Below are 15984 nucleotides of genomic sequence, written 5' to 3' on the forward strand. Positions count from 1 at the left end.
ATTACAAAATATAGGGACCGACACATGACTCCTCTGCGATCACTCTTCGCTGCGTTGCTGTTGCCACTGTGCGCCACCGCTGCCCACGCCCAGGACTGGAAAGAAATCCGGTTTGGCGTGTTCCCCGAATACCCGCCCTTCGAATCTGTCGCCGCCGACGGCAGCCTGCAAGGGTTCGATATCGAACTGGGCAACGCTATCTGCGCCAAGCTCGAAGTGAAATGCACCTGGGTGCACAACGAATTCGACGGCATGATCCCGGCCCTGCGTGCGCGCAAGTTCGACGCGATCATGTCCTCCATGGCCGTGACCCCGGCTCGTGAGAAAGTCATCGACTTCACCGACCGCCTGTTCCTCAGCCCCACCTCGGTGATCACCCGCAAAAACGCCACCTTCGGTGACACCCCCGAGTCGCTGAACGGCAAGCACGTTGGCGTGCTGCAAGGCTCGTTGCAGGAAGCCTATGCCCGCGCGCACCTGGCCAAGCTCGGTGCACAGATCAAGGCATACCAGTCCCAGGAACAGAACTACGCCGACCTGCAAAACGGCCGCCTCGACGCCACCCTGACGGACAAGCTCGAAGCCCAGCTCAACTTCCTGTCCAAGCCCGAAGGCGCCGACTTCAAGACCGGCCCGGCCTTCAAGGACCCGACCCTGCCGCTGGACATCGCCATGGGCCTGCGCAAGAACGACCAGGCATTGCGTGAGCTGATCAACAAGGGCATCGCCGCCGTCCAGGCCGATGGCACTTACGCACAGATCCAGAAGAAATACTTTGGCGATCAAGACATCTACAACGAGTAACCGGCAACCCGTGCCCCTGTGGGAGCGGGCTTGCCCGCGATAACGGTGCTTCAGGCACCCACGCCGTGACTGCACCACCGTTATCGCAGGCAAGCCAGCTCCCACAGTAAATCCGTGCACTCCTTCGAGATCTTCCCCATGAACGACCTCCTCAACCTGCAAGGCTACGGCCCCATGCTGGCCCAGGGTGCCTGGATGACGCTCAAGCTGGCGTTCCTCGCCCTGGCTCTGAGCCTTACGCTGGGCCTGGTCGCCGCTGGCGCCAAACTCTCCAGCGCCAAATGGCTGCGCGTGCCGGCCACGCTCTACACCACGTTGATCCGCAGCGTGCCGGACCTGGTGCTGATCCTGCTGATCTTCTACAGCCTGCAGCTGTGGCTCAACGACCTGACCGAAGCGTTCGGCTGGGACTACGTTGAAATCGACCCGTTTACCGCCGGGGTGATCACCCTGGGCTTTATCTACGGTGCGTATTTCACCGAGAACTTCCGGGGTGCGATCCTCAGTGTGCCGGCGGGCCAACTGGAAGCCGCCACCGCCTACGGCCTGAGTCGCTGGCAGCGCTTTCACCTGGTGCTGTTCCCGCAACTGATGCGCTTTGCCCTGCCTGGCCTGGGCAATAACTGGCTGGTGCTGCTCAAGTCCACGGCGCTGGTGTCCATCATCGGCCTGTCAGACCTGGTCAAGGCCGCGCAGAACGCCGGCAAGTCCACCAGCGAGCCGCTGTACTTCCTGATCCTCGCGGGCCTGGTGTACCTAGTGATTACCACCCTCTCCAACCGCATCTTCAAGCGCCTGGAACGGCGCTATAACCTGGGCATCAAGGGGATGGCGCGATGATCGAACTGTTCCAGCAATACGGCCTGGCCTATCTGTTCAGCGATGGCAGCGGCCTGTCCGGTGTCGCCATGACCTTGTGGCTGTTCATTATCTCGGTGGTGCTCGGCTTTGGCCTGTCGATCCCCCTGGCGCTGGCACGCGTCTCAGAGCATTTCTGGCTGCGCTGGCCGGTGGAGGTTTACACCTACCTGTTCCGTGGCACGCCCCTGTATATCCAACTGCTGATTTGCTACACCGGGCTGTACAGCCTGGAAGTGGTGCAGGACAACGCCCTGCTCAACCAGTTTTTCCGCAACGCGCTGAACTGCACACTGTTGGCGTTTGTGCTCAACACCTGCGCCTACACCGTGGAAATCTTCGCCGGGGCAATCCGCAACATTCCCCATGGCGAGATCGAAGCGGCACGCGCCTATGGCCTGCACGGCTGGCGGCTGAACCTGTTTGTGATCGTACCCGCCGCATTGCGTCGCGCCCTGCCGGCCTACAGCAATGAAATGATCCTGATGCTGCACGCCACGTCACTGGCGTTTACCGCCACCGTCGCCGACATCCTCAAGGTCGCCCGCGATGCCAATGCCGAGACGTTCCTGACCTTCCAGGCCTTCGGCATCGCCGCGCTGCTCTACATGCTGCTGTCCTTTGCACTGGTGGGCCTGTTCAGGCTGGCCGAACGTCGCTGGATGCGCTTTCTTGTTCCTACCCGAGGCTAACCCATGAATCAGTCCGCGCAGGCCCTGGCCGCTTATCCAATGGATATACCCGTCGGCAAAACCGCCACGGCGGCCATCAAGCTGCAAGTCGAAGGTATCCATAAACGCTACGGCGAACACGAAGTGCTCAAGGGCGTGTCCCTCAACGCACGCCAGGGCGATGTGATCAGCTTGATCGGCGCCAGCGGCTCGGGCAAAAGCACGATGCTGCGGTGCATCAACTTTCTGGAACAGCCTGACGCCGGGGTGATCACCCTGGACGGCATCAGCATTGAAATGCAATCAGGCCGCGCCGGCACCCGTGCGCCGCACCAGGCGCAACTGCAAAATCTGCGCACGCGCCTGGCCATGGTGTTCCAGCACTTCAACCTGTGGAGCCACATGACCGTGCTGGAAAACATCACCATGGCCCCGCGCCGGGTGCTGAACGTGAGCGCCGCCGAAGCCGAGAAGCGTGCGCGACTGTACCTGGACAAGGTCGGCCTGCCGAGCCGCGTGGCGGACCAATACCCGGCGTTCCTGTCCGGTGGCCAGCAGCAGCGCGTGGCCATTGCGCGCGCGCTGGCAATGGAACCGGAGATTATCCTGTTCGATGAACCCACCTCGGCCCTGGACCCGGAACTTGTAGGAGAAGTGCTCAAAGTCATACAGACGTTGGCCGAGGAAGGTCGTACCATGCTGATGGTCACCCACGAAATGGGCTTTGCCCGCCAGGTGTCCAGCCAAGTGCTGTTCTTGCACCAGGGCCGAGTCGAAGAACACGGCGGCGCCGAGATCCTCGACCATCCCACCAGCGAACGCTTGCAGCAATTTCTTTCCAACCGTTTGAAGTGAACTCATGGATACCAAGGCCCACGGACCCCATTCTTCCCCTACGCTGGATCGCATCGACGAAGCGATCATCGACGTACTCAGGCATCAGGGGCGTATTACCTACGAAAAGCTCTCGTCGCTGGTACACCTCACCCCCAGGCCCTGCCTGGAACGGGTGCGCAAGCTGGAACGACGCGGGGTGATCCGTGGGTATGGGGCGATCATCGATGTGCAGATGGTCTCACCGGGGCTGTCACTGCTGGTGCTGGTGGCCTTGTCCAACCAAAGCGGGCGCTCGGCGCAAAAGGCCTTCGAAGCCTGCGTGAAAGCCTGCCCGCAGGTATTCGAATGCCAGTTGATCAGCGGGCCATTCGACTACAGCCTGCGCATGCGCTGCCGGGATATGGAACATTACCGGGTGCTGACCGAGACCTGGTTGAACAATGATGAGTTGCACATTGATAAGCTGGTGGCGCATCCGGAGTTGGCGGTGGTCAAGAACACCGCGACCGAACTGGCCTGATCCAGCTGGCTCGTTCCCACGCTCTGCGTGGGAATGCATCCAATGACGCTCCGCGTCACAACTTCAAGAGCAGACGCGGAGCGTCCAGGGTGGCATTCCCACGCAGAGCGTGGGAACGATCATTCACCCCTGCCCACTTAATATTCTTTTGCCTGGCTTGGCACCCACCAGCTTCGCCTGCCCATCTTTCTGCTTGCCCGTGCGGGCTTCACTGATCAGCCCCGGAATCAACTTGCCCTCCGGCAAATTCTTCCAGAAGCGGCTGGGCAAATGCCCTTCCATCACCTTAGGGTTCAAGCGTGCCGGGTTGAAGATGTGGCTGTAGTAGGTCAGCCACATGGCGCTGTGGGGATCTTCAACATTCTGCGCCAGTTGCTGCCAGGCCTCGGGGCACTGGCGCTGATGAATCAATTGCTCGCCGTCGTAATAGACCCCGTCCAGGGGCGTGGCGATCATCCAGCGATGGCGGCCCATGCGCCCGATAAAATGCTCGCTGGCGCTCTTGAGAATGTCATGGGCCGGCTCATGCCAGGCAACGTACTCCGGCAGTTCCGGCCCTGCCTCGGCCGGCAGCGCGATGAAGCGCACAAACGCGTGCAAGTGGTGGGCCTCCCGGCCGACTTGCTTGATGCGCCGCTGCAACTCGCTGCCAAGCTTGTCACCTGCCAGCATGGCCGTGCGATCACCGTGGCTGACCCGCCATAGCACTTCATACAACAGGCTCCAGCGCTGATCACCTTGATAACAGGCAGCGGACTCCAACAATTGCAACAACGCCTTGGGTATGCGCGCCTGAAACGGCCCCATCCCTGGTGGGATAGGTTCATCGGTAGCGAACAGGTCCGCCGCCTGCGCCTCGCCCCAGCTGACCTGGCTGGGGTCGACCTGATGGCTGAGCAACCAGCGGGCCTGTTCGCGCCAGGTGCTGAACAGATTGTCGCACTCCAGGCTGATCATCCCCACAACCCCATCTGTTGCGGCTGCGGACGGTCCCGCAATTGTTCGCGCAACAACACACTGGTGCTGTCGGCCTGCTGCGGGTGATAGTCGCTGGTGATGAAAAACGGCTTGGCCTTGGCCAGCACGCAGCGCATGCGCGCCAGGTCTTCGAAGCGGATCTTGCGCTCACGGCGCAGGTCGACCAGGCGCTGGGTGGTGCGCAGGCCGATGCCGGGGATACGTGCGATCAGGGTCGGCTCGGCGCGGTTGAGGTCCAGGGGGAACACCTCGCGATGCTCCAGGGCCCACGCCAGCTTGGGGTCGATATCCAGTGCCAGGTCACCGGGGCCGGCGAACAGCTCATTGGCGCTGAAACCGTAGCTGCGCAGCAGGAAATCAGCCTGGTACAAGCGGTGCTCGCGCATCAAGGGCGGCGCGGCCAGGGGTACGCTTTTCGGGCTGTTGGGGATGGGGCTGAACGCCGAGTAATACACGCGGCGCAGCTTGAAATTACCGTACAACGCCTCGGCACCGTGCAGGATGGTGCTGTCGTCGGTGTCGTCGGCGCCGACGATCATCTGCGTGCTCTGCCCGGCCGGGGCGAAACGTGGCGCGCGGGGTTCGTTGAGCACCGTCTGTTCGCCGGTGTAGATGGTCTGCATGGCCTGCTTGATCGAGCCGATCTGCTTCTCGGGCGCCAGGGTTTGCAGGCTGGCGTCGGTGGGCAGTTCGATATTCACACTGAGGCGATCGGCATAACGGCCAGCCTCGGCGATCAGGGCCGGGTCGGCATCGGGGATGGTCTTGAGGTGGATATAACCGCGAAAGTCATGCTCTTCGCGCAGCAGTTTGGCGACCCGCACCAGTTGCTCCATGGTGTAGTCCGACGAACGGATGATGCCGGAGCTGAGGAACAGCCCGCTGACGCAATTGCGCTTGTAGAAATCCAGGGTCAGGGTGACCACCTCCTCCGGGCTGAAGCGCGCACGGGGCACGTCGCTGGAGCGGCGGTTGACGCAGTATTGGCAGTCGTAGAGGCAGAAGTTGGTGAGCAACACCTTGAGCAACGACACGCAACGGCCATCGGGCGTGTAGCTGTGGCAGATGCCCATGCCATTGGTGGAACCCAGCCCCGCCTTGCCCTCGGAACTGCGCTTGGGCGCGCCACTGCTGGCGCAGGACGCGTCGTACTTGGCGGCGTCGGCGAGGATGCTGAGTTTTTCGATCAACTGCATGGAGGGCTACCGATACTGGTTTTTTGTACAGTACCAATAGCCACACTTTGTCACAAGTGCCGTCTGTAGGAGCAAGCTCTGGCCACAATAAGCGGATCGGTCAGCTGGCGGTGGCCAGGAGCAGGTCCTGCACCGAACGCGCCTTGCCACGGTGATGGTCCAGCGCATACAACGACGCCGCAATCTCATCCGCCCGAATCGGCAACACCGACAGCAAGGTATCGCTCAAGCCATGGCTGGCCTGGCTGAAGCCCTGGATGTAGATGCCAGCCTTGCAGCGCTCGTCGGTGACGATGCGGTAGTCGCGGGCCACTTCAAAGTCGCCCATGTAGGCTTGCAGCGGCGCCAGCAGTTCACGGTGCATCTGGCGCTCGTAGCCGGTGGCCAGGATTACCGCGTCGTAATGGTTGAGGCTGGTTTCGCCGGTGGCGGTATTGCGCAGGGCCAGTTCGATGCCCAGCGGGCCGGCGGTGGCCTTCTCCACTACGGTCAGGGTGCGGAACGCCTGGCGGGCGATGCCGGAGACTTTCTGGCGGTAGAAAATCCCGTAGATGCGCTCGATCAGGTCCAGGTCCACCACCGAGTAGTTGGTGTTCTGGTACTCGGCGACCAAACGCTCACGCTCGGCACCGACTTGCTGGAACACCAGGTCAGTAAAGGCCGGCGAGAACACTTCGTTGACGAACGGGCTGTCGTCGGCCGGCTTGAGCGCCGAGCCGCGCAGGATCATATCGACCTGCACCGACGGGAAGCTGTCATTGAGGTCGATAAAGGCTTCGGCAGCGCTCTGGCCACCGCCGATCACGGCGATGCGCATCGGCTTGCCGTCTACGCACGGCTGGCTGGCCATGCGCTCCAGGTACTGGGAATGGTGAAACACCCGGCTATCGCCCTTGAGCGCCTTGAATGCATCGGGGATGCGCGGTGTGCCGCCGGCGCTGACCACCACCGAACGGGTGGTGCGCACATGCTGCTCGCCCTGGGCATCACGGGAGATCACGCGCAACGCCTCGACCTGCTGCTGATGCAGGATCGGCTCGATGGCCAACACTTCCTCGCCGTAGTTGGCCTGGGCCTGGAACTGCCCCGCCACCCAGCGCAGGTAGTCGTTGTACTCCATGCGGCAGGGATAGAAGGTGCCCAGGTTGATGAAGTCCACCAAGCGTTCGTGGGCCTTGAGGTAGTTGACGAAGGAGTACGGGCTGGTGGGGTTGCGCAGGGTCACCAGGTCCTTGAGGAAGGAAATCTGCAGTTCGCTCTGGGTCACCAGGGTATTGCCGTGCCAGCGGTAGTCGGCTTGTTTGTCGAGAAACAGCACGTCCAGCTTGCCCTGGGCCTTTTCACGCTCCTGCAGGGCGATGGCCAGCGCCAGGTTCGAAGGGCCGAAACCGATCCCGATCAGGTCATGAACCGCGGGCGAAGCAATTGCCTGTGTCATTCCAGTGTCCTCTGGATAAGCCCCATGGCGGTGGGGCGGGAATACCTTCATGGCCTGAACAACAGGCCGTGTGTTGATAGGAAACGAGGACAGTGAAATAAAATTTAACTAACAGCCGATCAGTGCGCTTCCCACTCGCGCATGCGCACCCGGCAGTGCTTCATCGCATTGACGATGTGTTTTTCCACCAGGCTGCGGGAAATGCACAGGCGTTCGGCGATTTGCACGTGGGACAGGCCTTCGAGTTTGCGCAACAGGAAACTGTCGCGACAGGCCGCCGGCAACTCGGCCAAGGCGCGCTCGAGCATCTCCAGGCGCTGGCCCTGGTGGTGGCTGGTGTGGGGGGAACAGGCGGCGAAGCGCTCTTCGCTGTCCAGCACCTCAAGAGGCTCGGACTGACGCAAGGCATTACGCCGATGGCCGTCGATCACCAGGTTCAGTGCCGTGCGGTAAAGAAACGCGCGAGGCTGCTCGATTGGCGTATCGCTTACGCGCTCCAGCACCCGCACATAGGCGTCATGCACCACATCTTCGGCCACCTGGCGGTTACCCAGCTTGGCGTTCAGGAAACACACCAGCTCGCGATAGTAGTTTTCCAACATGACTCCTGAGCACCTCCCGGTGGTGTTGATCCTGTAGGAGCGTGCTTGCTCGCCAAGAACCTGAGGGCACATCGTTTTATCTGGATGCACGCGTTATCGTTGACGTTTTCGCGAGCGAACTTGCTCCCAACAGACAGCCATCGATGATGGCAGTTTGAGTACGTGCAATTTATAGTAATTCTCATCTACTTTTAAAGAAGTCTTGCTCCCACGTATGGTTTTTTTCGCCGACGCAGCTGTTACTGCGTATGTAAACGCCTAAATATTCGCGCAATTTTCTCGTATAACAGTCAGCTCTTCGCCACTCGGCCCCCTTTCCCTGGCTGGAACCAAAGCATGAAACGCCCTCGCCCCGCCCGCCTCGCCCTGCTTGCTGTGGTGTGCCTGATCCCCCTCCTTGCAGTGGCAGCCTGGCAGCTGTTGCCGCCAGGTCGAGATAGCTTGCCCACGGTCACTGTCGTGCGCGGCGACATTGAGAGCAGTGTCACCGCCCTGGGCACCCTGCAACCGCGACGCTACGTAGACGTCGGCGCCCAGGCCTCCGGACAGATCCGCAAGATCCATGTCGAGGCCGGTGACCAGGTCACGCAAGGCCAGCTACTGGTAGAGATCGACCCTGCCACGCAGCAGGCCAAACTCGACGCCAGCCGCTACGCCATCGAAAACCTCGAGGCCCAGTTGCAGGAACAAAAAGCCCAGCACGAACTGGCGCGCCAGAAGTATCAGCGCCAGCAGCGCCTGAGCGCCGGGAATGCCACCCGCGAAGAAGATGTGCAAACCGCCAAGGCCGAACTGAGTGCGACCCAGGCGCGGGTGGACATGTTCAAGGCCCAGATCCGCCAGGCCCAGGCCAGCCTGCGCAGTGACGAGGCCGAACTGGGCTATACGCGGATTTACGCGCCGATGAGCGGCACCGTAGTGGCGGTAGATGCGCGAGTCGGCCAGACGCTCAACGCCCAGCAACAGACGCCGTTGATCCTGCGCATCGCCAAACTGTCGCCGATGACCGTATGGGCCGAAGTGTCCGAAGCCGATATCGGCCACGTCAAACCGGGCATGAGCGCCTATTTCACCACCCTCGCCGGCGGCACCCGGCGCTGGACCAGCACCGTGCGCCAGATCCTGCCGATCCCGCCCAAGCCCCTGAACGAAACCAGCCAAGGCAGTGGCAGCCCCAGCAGTACCAGCAAAACCGGCAGTGGCCGGGTAGTGCTATACACCGTACTGCTGGATGTGGACAACGCTGACAATGCGTTAATGGCCGAAATGACCACCCAGGTGTTTTTCGTCGCCAGCCAGGCCAGGGACGCTCTCACCATCCCGGTCGCAGCGCTGCTCGGCAGCCAAGGCACCGACAAGCAGATCGCGCGGGTCGTGACCAAAAACGGCGCCATCAAGGAGCGAGAAGTACAGCTGGGTATCAGTGACCGCCTGCGGGTTGAAGTGTTGGATGGCCTGGACGAAGGCGATCACCTGTTGATCGGCCCAGCCAGCGGCAGCGGGGGTTGATGTGAGCACGCCACTGATCGAACTCAAGAACATCCGCAAATCCTACGGCGGCGGCGACAGCCCGCAGGTCGACGTATTGCGTGGGATCGACCTGTCGATCCATGCAGGAGAGTTCGTTGCCATCGTCGGCGCCTCCGGCTCCGGCAAATCCACACTGATGAACATCCTCGGCTGCCTCGACCGCCCCACCGTGGGCGACTACCTGTTCGCAGGGGAAAACGTCGCGCACCTGGACAGCGACGCACTGGCCTGGCTGCGCCGCGAAGCCTTTGGTTTCGTGTTCCAGGGCTACCACCTGATCCCGTCCGGCTCGGCCCAGGAAAACGTTGAGATGCCGGCGATCTATGCGGGTATCAGCGCTGCCGAACGCCATGCCCGTGCCAAGGCTCTGCTGACCCGCCTGGGCCTGGCCGATCGCACCAACAACCGCCCGCACCAGCTCTCCGGTGGTCAGCAACAGCGCGTCTCGATTGCCCGGGCGTTGATGAACGGCGGGCATATAATCCTTGCCGACGAACCCACCGGGGCCCTCGACAGCCACAGCGGTGCCGAGGTGATGGTGCTGCTGGATGAATTGGCGAGCCAGGGCCATGTGGTTATCCTCATTACCCACGACCGCGAAGTCGCGGCGCATGCCAACCGCATCATTGAGATCAGCGACGGCCGGATCATCAGCGATTCGGCGTTGAGTACCCCCCACGTGCCCGTCACGGCCGGCAGCGACGCATTGCAAGCCGTGGATCTGCGCCAGCGCCTGGCCGACGGTGCCGAACACAATGGTGCCTGGAAAGCCGAGCTGCTGGACGCGGTGCAGGCAGCCTGGCGGGTCATGTGGATCAACCGCTTCCGCACCGCGCTGACGCTGCTGGGGATCATCATCGGCGTGGCGTCGGTGGTAGTGATGCTGGCGGTGGGCGAAGGCAGCAAGCGTCAGGTCATGGCGCAGATGGCGGCCTTCGGCTCCAACATCATCTATCTGAGCGGCTTTTCGCCTAACCCGCGCACACCGGCAGGTATCGTGACCCTCAATGATGTGGCGGCATTGGCTACATTGCCCCAGGTCAAGCGCATCATGCCGGTGAACGGCACCTACGCCGGCGTGCGCTTCGGCAACGTCGACTACATGGCCTATGTGGGCGGCAACGACACCAACTTCCCGGACATCTTCAACTGGCCAGTGGCCCAAGGTAGCTACTTTACCGAAGCCGACGAACGCGCCGGGGCCACGGTGGCGGTGATCGGCCATCGCGTGCGCGAAAAACTGTTCAAAGGCCAGCTAGACCCCATCGGCCAATACATCCTGATCGAAAACGTGCCCTTCCAAGTGATTGGCGTGTTGGCGGAAAAAGGCTCCAGCTCCGGGATGCAAGACAGCGACGACCGTGTCGCCATTCCCTATACCGCCGCCAGCGTGCGCCTGTTCGGCACCTATAATCCCGAATACGTTGTCATTGCCGCCGCCGATGCACGCAAGGTGCAAGAGGCCGAGCAAGCCATCAGTCAGCTTATGCAAAAGCTGCACGGCGGCAAACGCGACTTCCACCTGACCAACGACGCAGCGATGATCCAGGCCGAAGCACGGACCCAGAACACCCTGTCGCTGATGCTCGGCTCGATTGCAGCGATTTCCCTGCTGGTGGGCGGCATCGGCGTGATGAACATCATGTTGATGACCGTGCGCGAACGCACCCGTGAAATCGGCATCCGCATGGCCACCGGGGCGCGCCAGCGCGACATCCTGCGCCAGTTTCTCACCGAGGCGGTGATGCTCTCGGTGGTCGGCGGCCTGTTCGGTATTGCCCTGGCATTGCTGGTAGGCGGCGTGCTGGTGCTGGCTGAAGTGGCGGTACAGTTTTCCCTGGTGGCGGTGCTCGGCGCGTTTGGCTGTGCGCTGGTCACCGGCGTCGTATTCGGCTTCATGCCGGCCCGTAAAGCTGCCCGGCTTGATCCGGTTAAGGCGTTGACCAGTGAATAAACGATCTCTCACTCCACAACTGTCAGCGCTCAGTGTGTGCCTGTTGCTCACGGCCTGCGGCACTAACCCGCCCGCCATCGACAGTGGCCTTGCTGCGCCCGCCGCCTGGCATTTTGCCGAACGCGAAGCGACCCAAGCCATCAACCAACGTTGGTGGACGCAGTTTGGCAGCCCGGCGCTGAACCGCCTGATCGACCAGGCCAGCCGTGACAGCTTCGACGTGGCGGCGGCCATGGCGCGTGTCCGCCAGGCCCAGGCCACGGCGGTAATTGCCGGTGCACCGTTGTTGCCGGAACTGAAGTTCAACCTCAGCGCCAGCCGTCAACGGCTGTTGCGCGGCAGCGGCAACTCGGAGCTGGACGCCACCGAGAGCAACAGGACTGTCAACAACTATGACGCCAACCTCACGGCCAGCTACGAAATCGACTTCTGGGGTGGCCGCGCCGCTGCCCGCGACAGCGCCGTGCACAGCTTGCACGCCAGTGAGTTCGATCAGGCCAACGTGGAGCTGACCCTGCTCAGCAACGTCGCCGACCGCTACGCGCAAACCCTGGCCGCACGCCAGCGCCTGCAGATTGCCGAGCTCAACCTGGCGAATGCGCGCAATGTGCTGAACCTGGTGCAGACCCGCCACGACGCAGGTTCCGCCACGGCCCTGGAACTGGCACAACAGAAAAGCCTGGTGGCCGGTCAGCAACGGCAACTGCCGCTGATCGAGCAATCGGCCGAAGAATCGCAGATCACCCTCGCCGCCTTGCTCGGCCAGCCCGTGCAGGCCCTGGAGCTAGGCACAGAACCCTTTCAGGCATTGACCTGGCCAAGTATCGGGCCTGGCGTGCCCAGCCAGTTATTGAGCCGGCGCCCCGACCTCGCCCAGGCCGAGGCCCAGTTGGCGGCGGCCAGCGCCGACGTCACGGTGGCCCGTGCGGCCATGCTACCGACGGTGACGTTGGGCGCAACGCTCGGCTCAGGCGCGTCCAAGGCTGAAGAGATCCTGCGCAGCCCCTTCTACACCCTGACTTCGGGCCTGATGGCGCCGATTTTCAATAATGGCCGGCTGAGCGCCGAGCGCGACAAGGCTCGGGCACGCCAGGATGAACTGCTGCAAACCTACCGTGGGGCGATCATCAACGGCTTTGCCGATGTGGAAAAAGCCCTCAGCAGCATCACCCGCCTGGACCAGCAACGCCAGTGGCAAACCGAAGAGCTGCAACAGGCGCAGGCCGCCTTCCAGATTGCCCAAAGCCGCTATGAAGCTGGCGCCGAAGACCTGCTCACGGTACTGCAAACCCAGCGCACCCTGTACGACGCCCAAGACCAGAACGTGCTACTGCGCCTGTCGCGCCTGCAAGCCAGCATCGCCCTGTACAAGGCATTGGGCGGTGGCTGGAACACCGATATCTGATAAACGAAACTCATATTTCATACACGAGTTGTTTCTTCACCTTACATTTTCCACCCCAAGGTCCTTGGTAAAAAAGCCGTTATCACACGGATGCCCAGGACCTCATGATGAAACCCAGCGCTTTTGTAAACGGCCTGGTCTGCATCGGCTTTTGGCTGATACCAAACCTGGCGTTGGCCGAGCCCTTGATCGCCCCCACCGCGATCGACTGGTTGCTGGACTGCCCACTCACAGCAACAGCGCGCCTGGACCCCGAAGTGGTTGGCCGCACCCAATGCGGCCTGGTCAGCGTGCCCCGCGACCATGCCGCCCCCCAGCGTGGCCGTATTCGCCTGAGCGTGACACGGGTAGGCGCACGGCAGCCGCTCAACCGTGAAGGCGTGGTGTTCATCCAGGCCGGCGACCCCCAGCAGGTCAAAGGCGCACCTTTCGTCCTTCACTTGGCCAGCCGCTGGGAGTCGCTTGCCACCACCGCCTATCGCACCCTGGTCGACCGCTACGACGTGATCGAGCTGAGCACCCGCGACCTGCGCCAGGGCAATGCCGTGGAACAGGCCGCCCGGGACATGGAGTACGTGCGCGGGCAATTGGGCGAGGCGCGCCTCAACTACCTGGGCAACGCCGCTGCCACGCGCCTGGGCAACCGCTATGGCACGCTGTTTCCCGAGCGCGTCGGGCGCATGGTGCTGATCAATACCGAGCCTGGCGAAGCGCTCGCCGCCGGTGTCGAGCAGCTCTTGCTCAAGGAGTCGGCACACGCAGGCGCTGACGGCTGTGTGAGCCGCTGGCTAGGGGATTTTCTCGCTTATGGCAAACAGCCGCCGGCGACCGCACGCTGCCTGGATTTGGGCGCCTGGGAATAACCTGCGCATTTACGACCCCTATTCACCGAAAACGACCCCTTGCGTTGACGCACCTGCCCAATCGTTATTAAGTGCTATTTATCCGCATTAATACGATAAATCACCGCCATGCTGAGTCGTCCGTTACGCCGCAAACGCCAGAAGCTGTCCGATGTGATTGTCGAGTCGGTCAAGCGCTCGATCGTCACCGACGCCTTGAAGCCCGGCGATCGCCTGCCCACCGAACGCGAGCTGATGGAAAGCTTCCAGTGTTCCAAGGGTTCGGCACGCGAAGCGCTCAAGGCGTTGGAAGTGGAGGGCCTGGTGAGCACGCGCACCGGCCCCAGTGGCGGGGCGTACTTGAACCAGGCCGGCACCGAGCCGGCCAGCCGCGCCTTGCGTAATTACCTGCACTTCCAGCACCTGGACGGCGAGCAGGTCTACCAACTGCGCAAGGTCATCGAAGTGGAGTTGGCGGTGTCGGTGCTGGGGCGTTTGAGCGAAGACGACTACCTGGCCCTGCAAGCCAACGTGGATTTTTGCAGCGCCCCCGAAGACAGCGAAGCCGGCCAGCGCGAACAACGCCTGGCGGAACTGGAGTTCCACAACCTGCTGGCCCGGGCCTGCCCCAACCCGCTGCTGAGTTTCATGGCGCAGTTCCTCAATGACTTGCTGCGCGACCTGGTGGTGTTGAAAAAGGCCTACAAGCCCAAGCGCAAGCAGTTCGATGCGGCCAACCTCGACTATCACAAGCAACTGCTGATCGCCTTTCGCGCCGGGGATGAAAGTGCGGTGCGCAGCTTGATGCATGAACACATGTGCGATGCCGAACACCACATGACCGCGCTGGAAGGCCAGGTGAGCCCACACTTTCTCTTGGAGTTCGACCACCCTTAAACACACCAACCATCCAATGTGGGAACCCGTTCAATGTGGGAGCTGGCTTGCCTGCGATGCGGGCGCCTCGGTGTTACAGAGGGACCGAGTAGAAGCCATCGCAGGCAAGCCAGCTCCCACAGTTGACCCCGTTCACCCGCGAAATCGAGTTATCCAATAACAAGCCTGCCCACAGGCCCTTGCTCCACCGTATCGCCCTTGCCGCTCCTGCCAATAACTAAACCAGGGAGTCACCCCATGCAGCGTCGTACGTTATTGAAAGCCAGCCTCACCGCCGCCGCCGCCCTCAGCCTTCCGCTGAGCGTGCGTTCGGCATTCGCCGCCGAGCCCTTTACCTTTTACGGCCTCAAGTCCATGTCTGGCGCCTTTGCCAGCTATGGCAAATTTGCCGATATGGGTTCACGCCTGGCGGTGAAACAACACCCCGACTTGCTCGGCCGCCCGCTGAACTACAAGGTCATCGATACCGAAGGCAACGCCGGCAAGGCGGTGCGCAAGGTGCAAGAGGCCATCGCGCAGGACGGCGCACGGTTCTTCCAGGGCTGCACGCTGTCGTCTTCCGCCCTGGCGGTGGCCAAGGAAGTGGACAAGGTCGGCGGCGTGTTCATGACCCCGGTGGGCGCCGATGAAGTCACAGGCAAGGACTGCAACAAGGCGACCTTCCGCTGGTCAGTGCCCACCTACGGTGCGATCCGCGAAACCATGGTGCCGCTGATCAAGTTGCTGCCGGACGCCAAGCGCTGGTACACCATCACCCCGCAATACGTGTTCGGCGAAGCCTTGCTCGAAGGGGCCAAAAACGTGCTCAAGGAACATAGCCTGGAACACGTGGGCAACAGCTACCACTCACTGCAGGAACAGGAGTTTTCCGGTTACCTGACCAACGCCATTTCCACCAAGCCCGATGTGCTGGTGTTGCTCAACTTTGGCAGCCAATCGTCCAACACCCTGCGCCAGGCCGTGAACTTCGGCATCAAGGAGCGCATGAAGGTATTGCTGGTGTGGTCTGCCGGCCTGGATCAGTTCCAGGAACTGGGCAGCGATGTGCTCGAAGGTGTGTACCTGGGCGCGCAGTACTGGCACCAGGTCGACACCCCGCTCAACCGTGAGCTGGTCAAGCTGACCCAGGCCACCTACGGCATCAACCCCACCTACCCGCTGGCCGCCGACTACATCAGCACCAAAGTCATGCTCGACACCATCATCGCCACCGGCAGTTTCGACGGTCCGACCGTAGCCAAGGCCCTGCAAGGCTTGAGCTACGAAGGCCCGACCGGCAAAGAGTCGATCCGCGCCGGCGACCACCAGGTGATCAAGGATTACTACCTGCTGATCGGCAAGGCCAGCGGCGACATGGCCGACAAGGACGACCTGGCCAAAGTGCTCAGCGCTGGCCAGTCGTTCCCCGCAGTCGAGGCGACGGGCTGCACACTCGGCTGACCGCTTAACTTT

The 15984-nt window shown here is 62.1% G+C and carries 15 protein-coding genes; 11 read left to right on the forward strand and 4 right to left on the reverse strand.

What is annotated here, in order from left to right:
- Positions 1 to 24: 24 nt before the first annotated feature.
- The 5 genes from AB4P90_RS18160 to AB4P90_RS18180 all read left to right on the forward strand — a co-directional run bounded on the left by AB4P90_RS18160 (position 25) and on the right by AB4P90_RS18180 (position 3690).
- The gene (locus AB4P90_RS18160; RefSeq protein WP_014719022.1) at positions 25 to 804 is read left to right on the forward strand and encodes an ABC transporter substrate-binding protein; all 780 of its coding nucleotides are present in this window, start codon (positions 25 to 27) and stop codon (positions 802 to 804) included.
- 138 nt (positions 805 to 942) lie between these two features.
- The gene (locus tag AB4P90_RS18165) at positions 943 to 1644 is read left to right on the forward strand and encodes an ABC transporter permease (RefSeq protein WP_014719023.1); all 702 of its coding nucleotides are present in this window, start codon (positions 943 to 945) and stop codon (positions 1642 to 1644) included.
- Positions 1641 to 2354: an ABC transporter permease gene (locus AB4P90_RS18170; RefSeq protein WP_014719024.1), complete on the forward strand. Its 714-nt coding sequence runs from the start codon at positions 1641 to 1643 to the stop codon at positions 2352 to 2354. The genes AB4P90_RS18165 and AB4P90_RS18170 overlap by 4 nt, the downstream gene beginning before the upstream one ends.
- 3 nt (positions 2355 to 2357) lie before the next feature.
- Positions 2358 to 3188 carry an ABC transporter ATP-binding protein gene (locus tag AB4P90_RS18175; RefSeq protein WP_395605213.1) on the forward strand — a complete coding sequence of 277 codons (831 nt, stop codon included), beginning with the start codon at positions 2358 to 2360 and terminating at the stop codon, positions 3186 to 3188.
- Between the two features lie 4 nt (positions 3189 to 3192).
- Positions 3193 to 3690, forward strand: coding sequence for an Lrp/AsnC family transcriptional regulator (locus AB4P90_RS18180; protein WP_014719026.1), 498 nt, complete (start codon positions 3193 to 3195; stop codon positions 3688 to 3690).
- Positions 3691 to 3813: 123 nt separating this feature from the next.
- On the opposite strand, the gene AB4P90_RS18185 is transcribed toward AB4P90_RS18180, so the two are convergent.
- The 4 genes from AB4P90_RS18185 to AB4P90_RS18200 form a co-directional block, all read right to left on the reverse strand.
- The gene (locus AB4P90_RS18185) at positions 3814 to 4647 is read right to left on the reverse strand and encodes a TIGR03915 family putative DNA repair protein (protein ID WP_395605214.1); all 834 of its coding nucleotides are present in this window, start codon (positions 4645 to 4647) and stop codon (positions 3814 to 3816) included.
- Positions 4644 to 5864: a putative DNA modification/repair radical SAM protein gene (locus tag AB4P90_RS18190; protein ID WP_014719028.1), complete on the reverse strand. Its 1221-nt coding sequence runs from the start codon at positions 5862 to 5864 to the stop codon at positions 4644 to 4646. Before AB4P90_RS18190 ends, AB4P90_RS18185 begins: the two co-directional genes overlap by 4 nt.
- A 100-nt stretch (positions 5865 to 5964) precedes the next feature.
- On the reverse strand, positions 5965 to 7302 hold the full coding sequence (locus AB4P90_RS18195; protein ID WP_395605215.1) for a lysine N(6)-hydroxylase/L-ornithine N(5)-oxygenase family protein: 1338 nt from the start codon (positions 7300 to 7302) through the stop codon (positions 5965 to 5967).
- Positions 7303 to 7421: 119 nt separating this feature from the next.
- Complete coding sequence (locus AB4P90_RS18200) at positions 7422 to 7904, reverse strand: sigma-70 family RNA polymerase sigma factor (RefSeq protein ID WP_014719030.1); 483 nt, start codon at positions 7902 to 7904, stop codon at positions 7422 to 7424.
- A gap of 336 nt (positions 7905 to 8240) precedes the next feature.
- Here AB4P90_RS18200 and AB4P90_RS18205 point away from each other — a divergent pair, with 336 nt between their 5' ends.
- The 6 genes from AB4P90_RS18205 to AB4P90_RS18230 all read left to right on the forward strand — a co-directional run bounded on the left by AB4P90_RS18205 (position 8241) and on the right by AB4P90_RS18230 (position 15972).
- Positions 8241 to 9413, forward strand: a complete 1173-nt coding sequence (locus tag AB4P90_RS18205; RefSeq protein WP_166405935.1) for an efflux RND transporter periplasmic adaptor subunit — start codon at positions 8241 to 8243, stop codon at positions 9411 to 9413.
- A 1-nt stretch (position 9414) separates the two neighbouring features.
- Positions 9415 to 11388, forward strand: coding sequence for a MacB family efflux pump subunit (locus tag AB4P90_RS18210; protein ID WP_073454496.1), 1974 nt, complete (start codon positions 9415 to 9417; stop codon positions 11386 to 11388).
- A complete protein-coding gene (locus tag AB4P90_RS18215; protein ID WP_032873929.1) occupies positions 11381 to 12793 on the forward strand; it encodes an efflux transporter outer membrane subunit in 1413 nt (470 codons plus the stop codon). The genes AB4P90_RS18210 and AB4P90_RS18215 overlap by 8 nt, the downstream gene beginning before the upstream one ends.
- Before the next feature lie 107 nt (positions 12794 to 12900).
- Positions 12901 to 13656: an alpha/beta fold hydrolase gene (locus AB4P90_RS18220; RefSeq protein ID WP_073454494.1), complete on the forward strand. Its 756-nt coding sequence runs from the start codon at positions 12901 to 12903 to the stop codon at positions 13654 to 13656.
- Positions 13657 to 13764: 108 nt separating this feature from the next.
- The gene (locus AB4P90_RS18225; RefSeq protein ID WP_395605216.1) at positions 13765 to 14532 is read left to right on the forward strand and encodes a FadR/GntR family transcriptional regulator; all 768 of its coding nucleotides are present in this window, start codon (positions 13765 to 13767) and stop codon (positions 14530 to 14532) included.
- Positions 14533 to 14769: 237 nt separating this feature from the next.
- Positions 14770 to 15972, forward strand: coding sequence for an ABC transporter substrate-binding protein (locus AB4P90_RS18230; RefSeq protein WP_014719036.1), 1203 nt, complete (start codon positions 14770 to 14772; stop codon positions 15970 to 15972).
- Positions 15973 to 15984 lie beyond the last annotated feature (12 nt).

This window comes from Pseudomonas sp. B16120 (assembly GCF_044218845.1).
GTDB lineage: Bacteria > Pseudomonadota > Gammaproteobacteria > Pseudomonadales > Pseudomonadaceae > Aquipseudomonas > Aquipseudomonas paracarnis.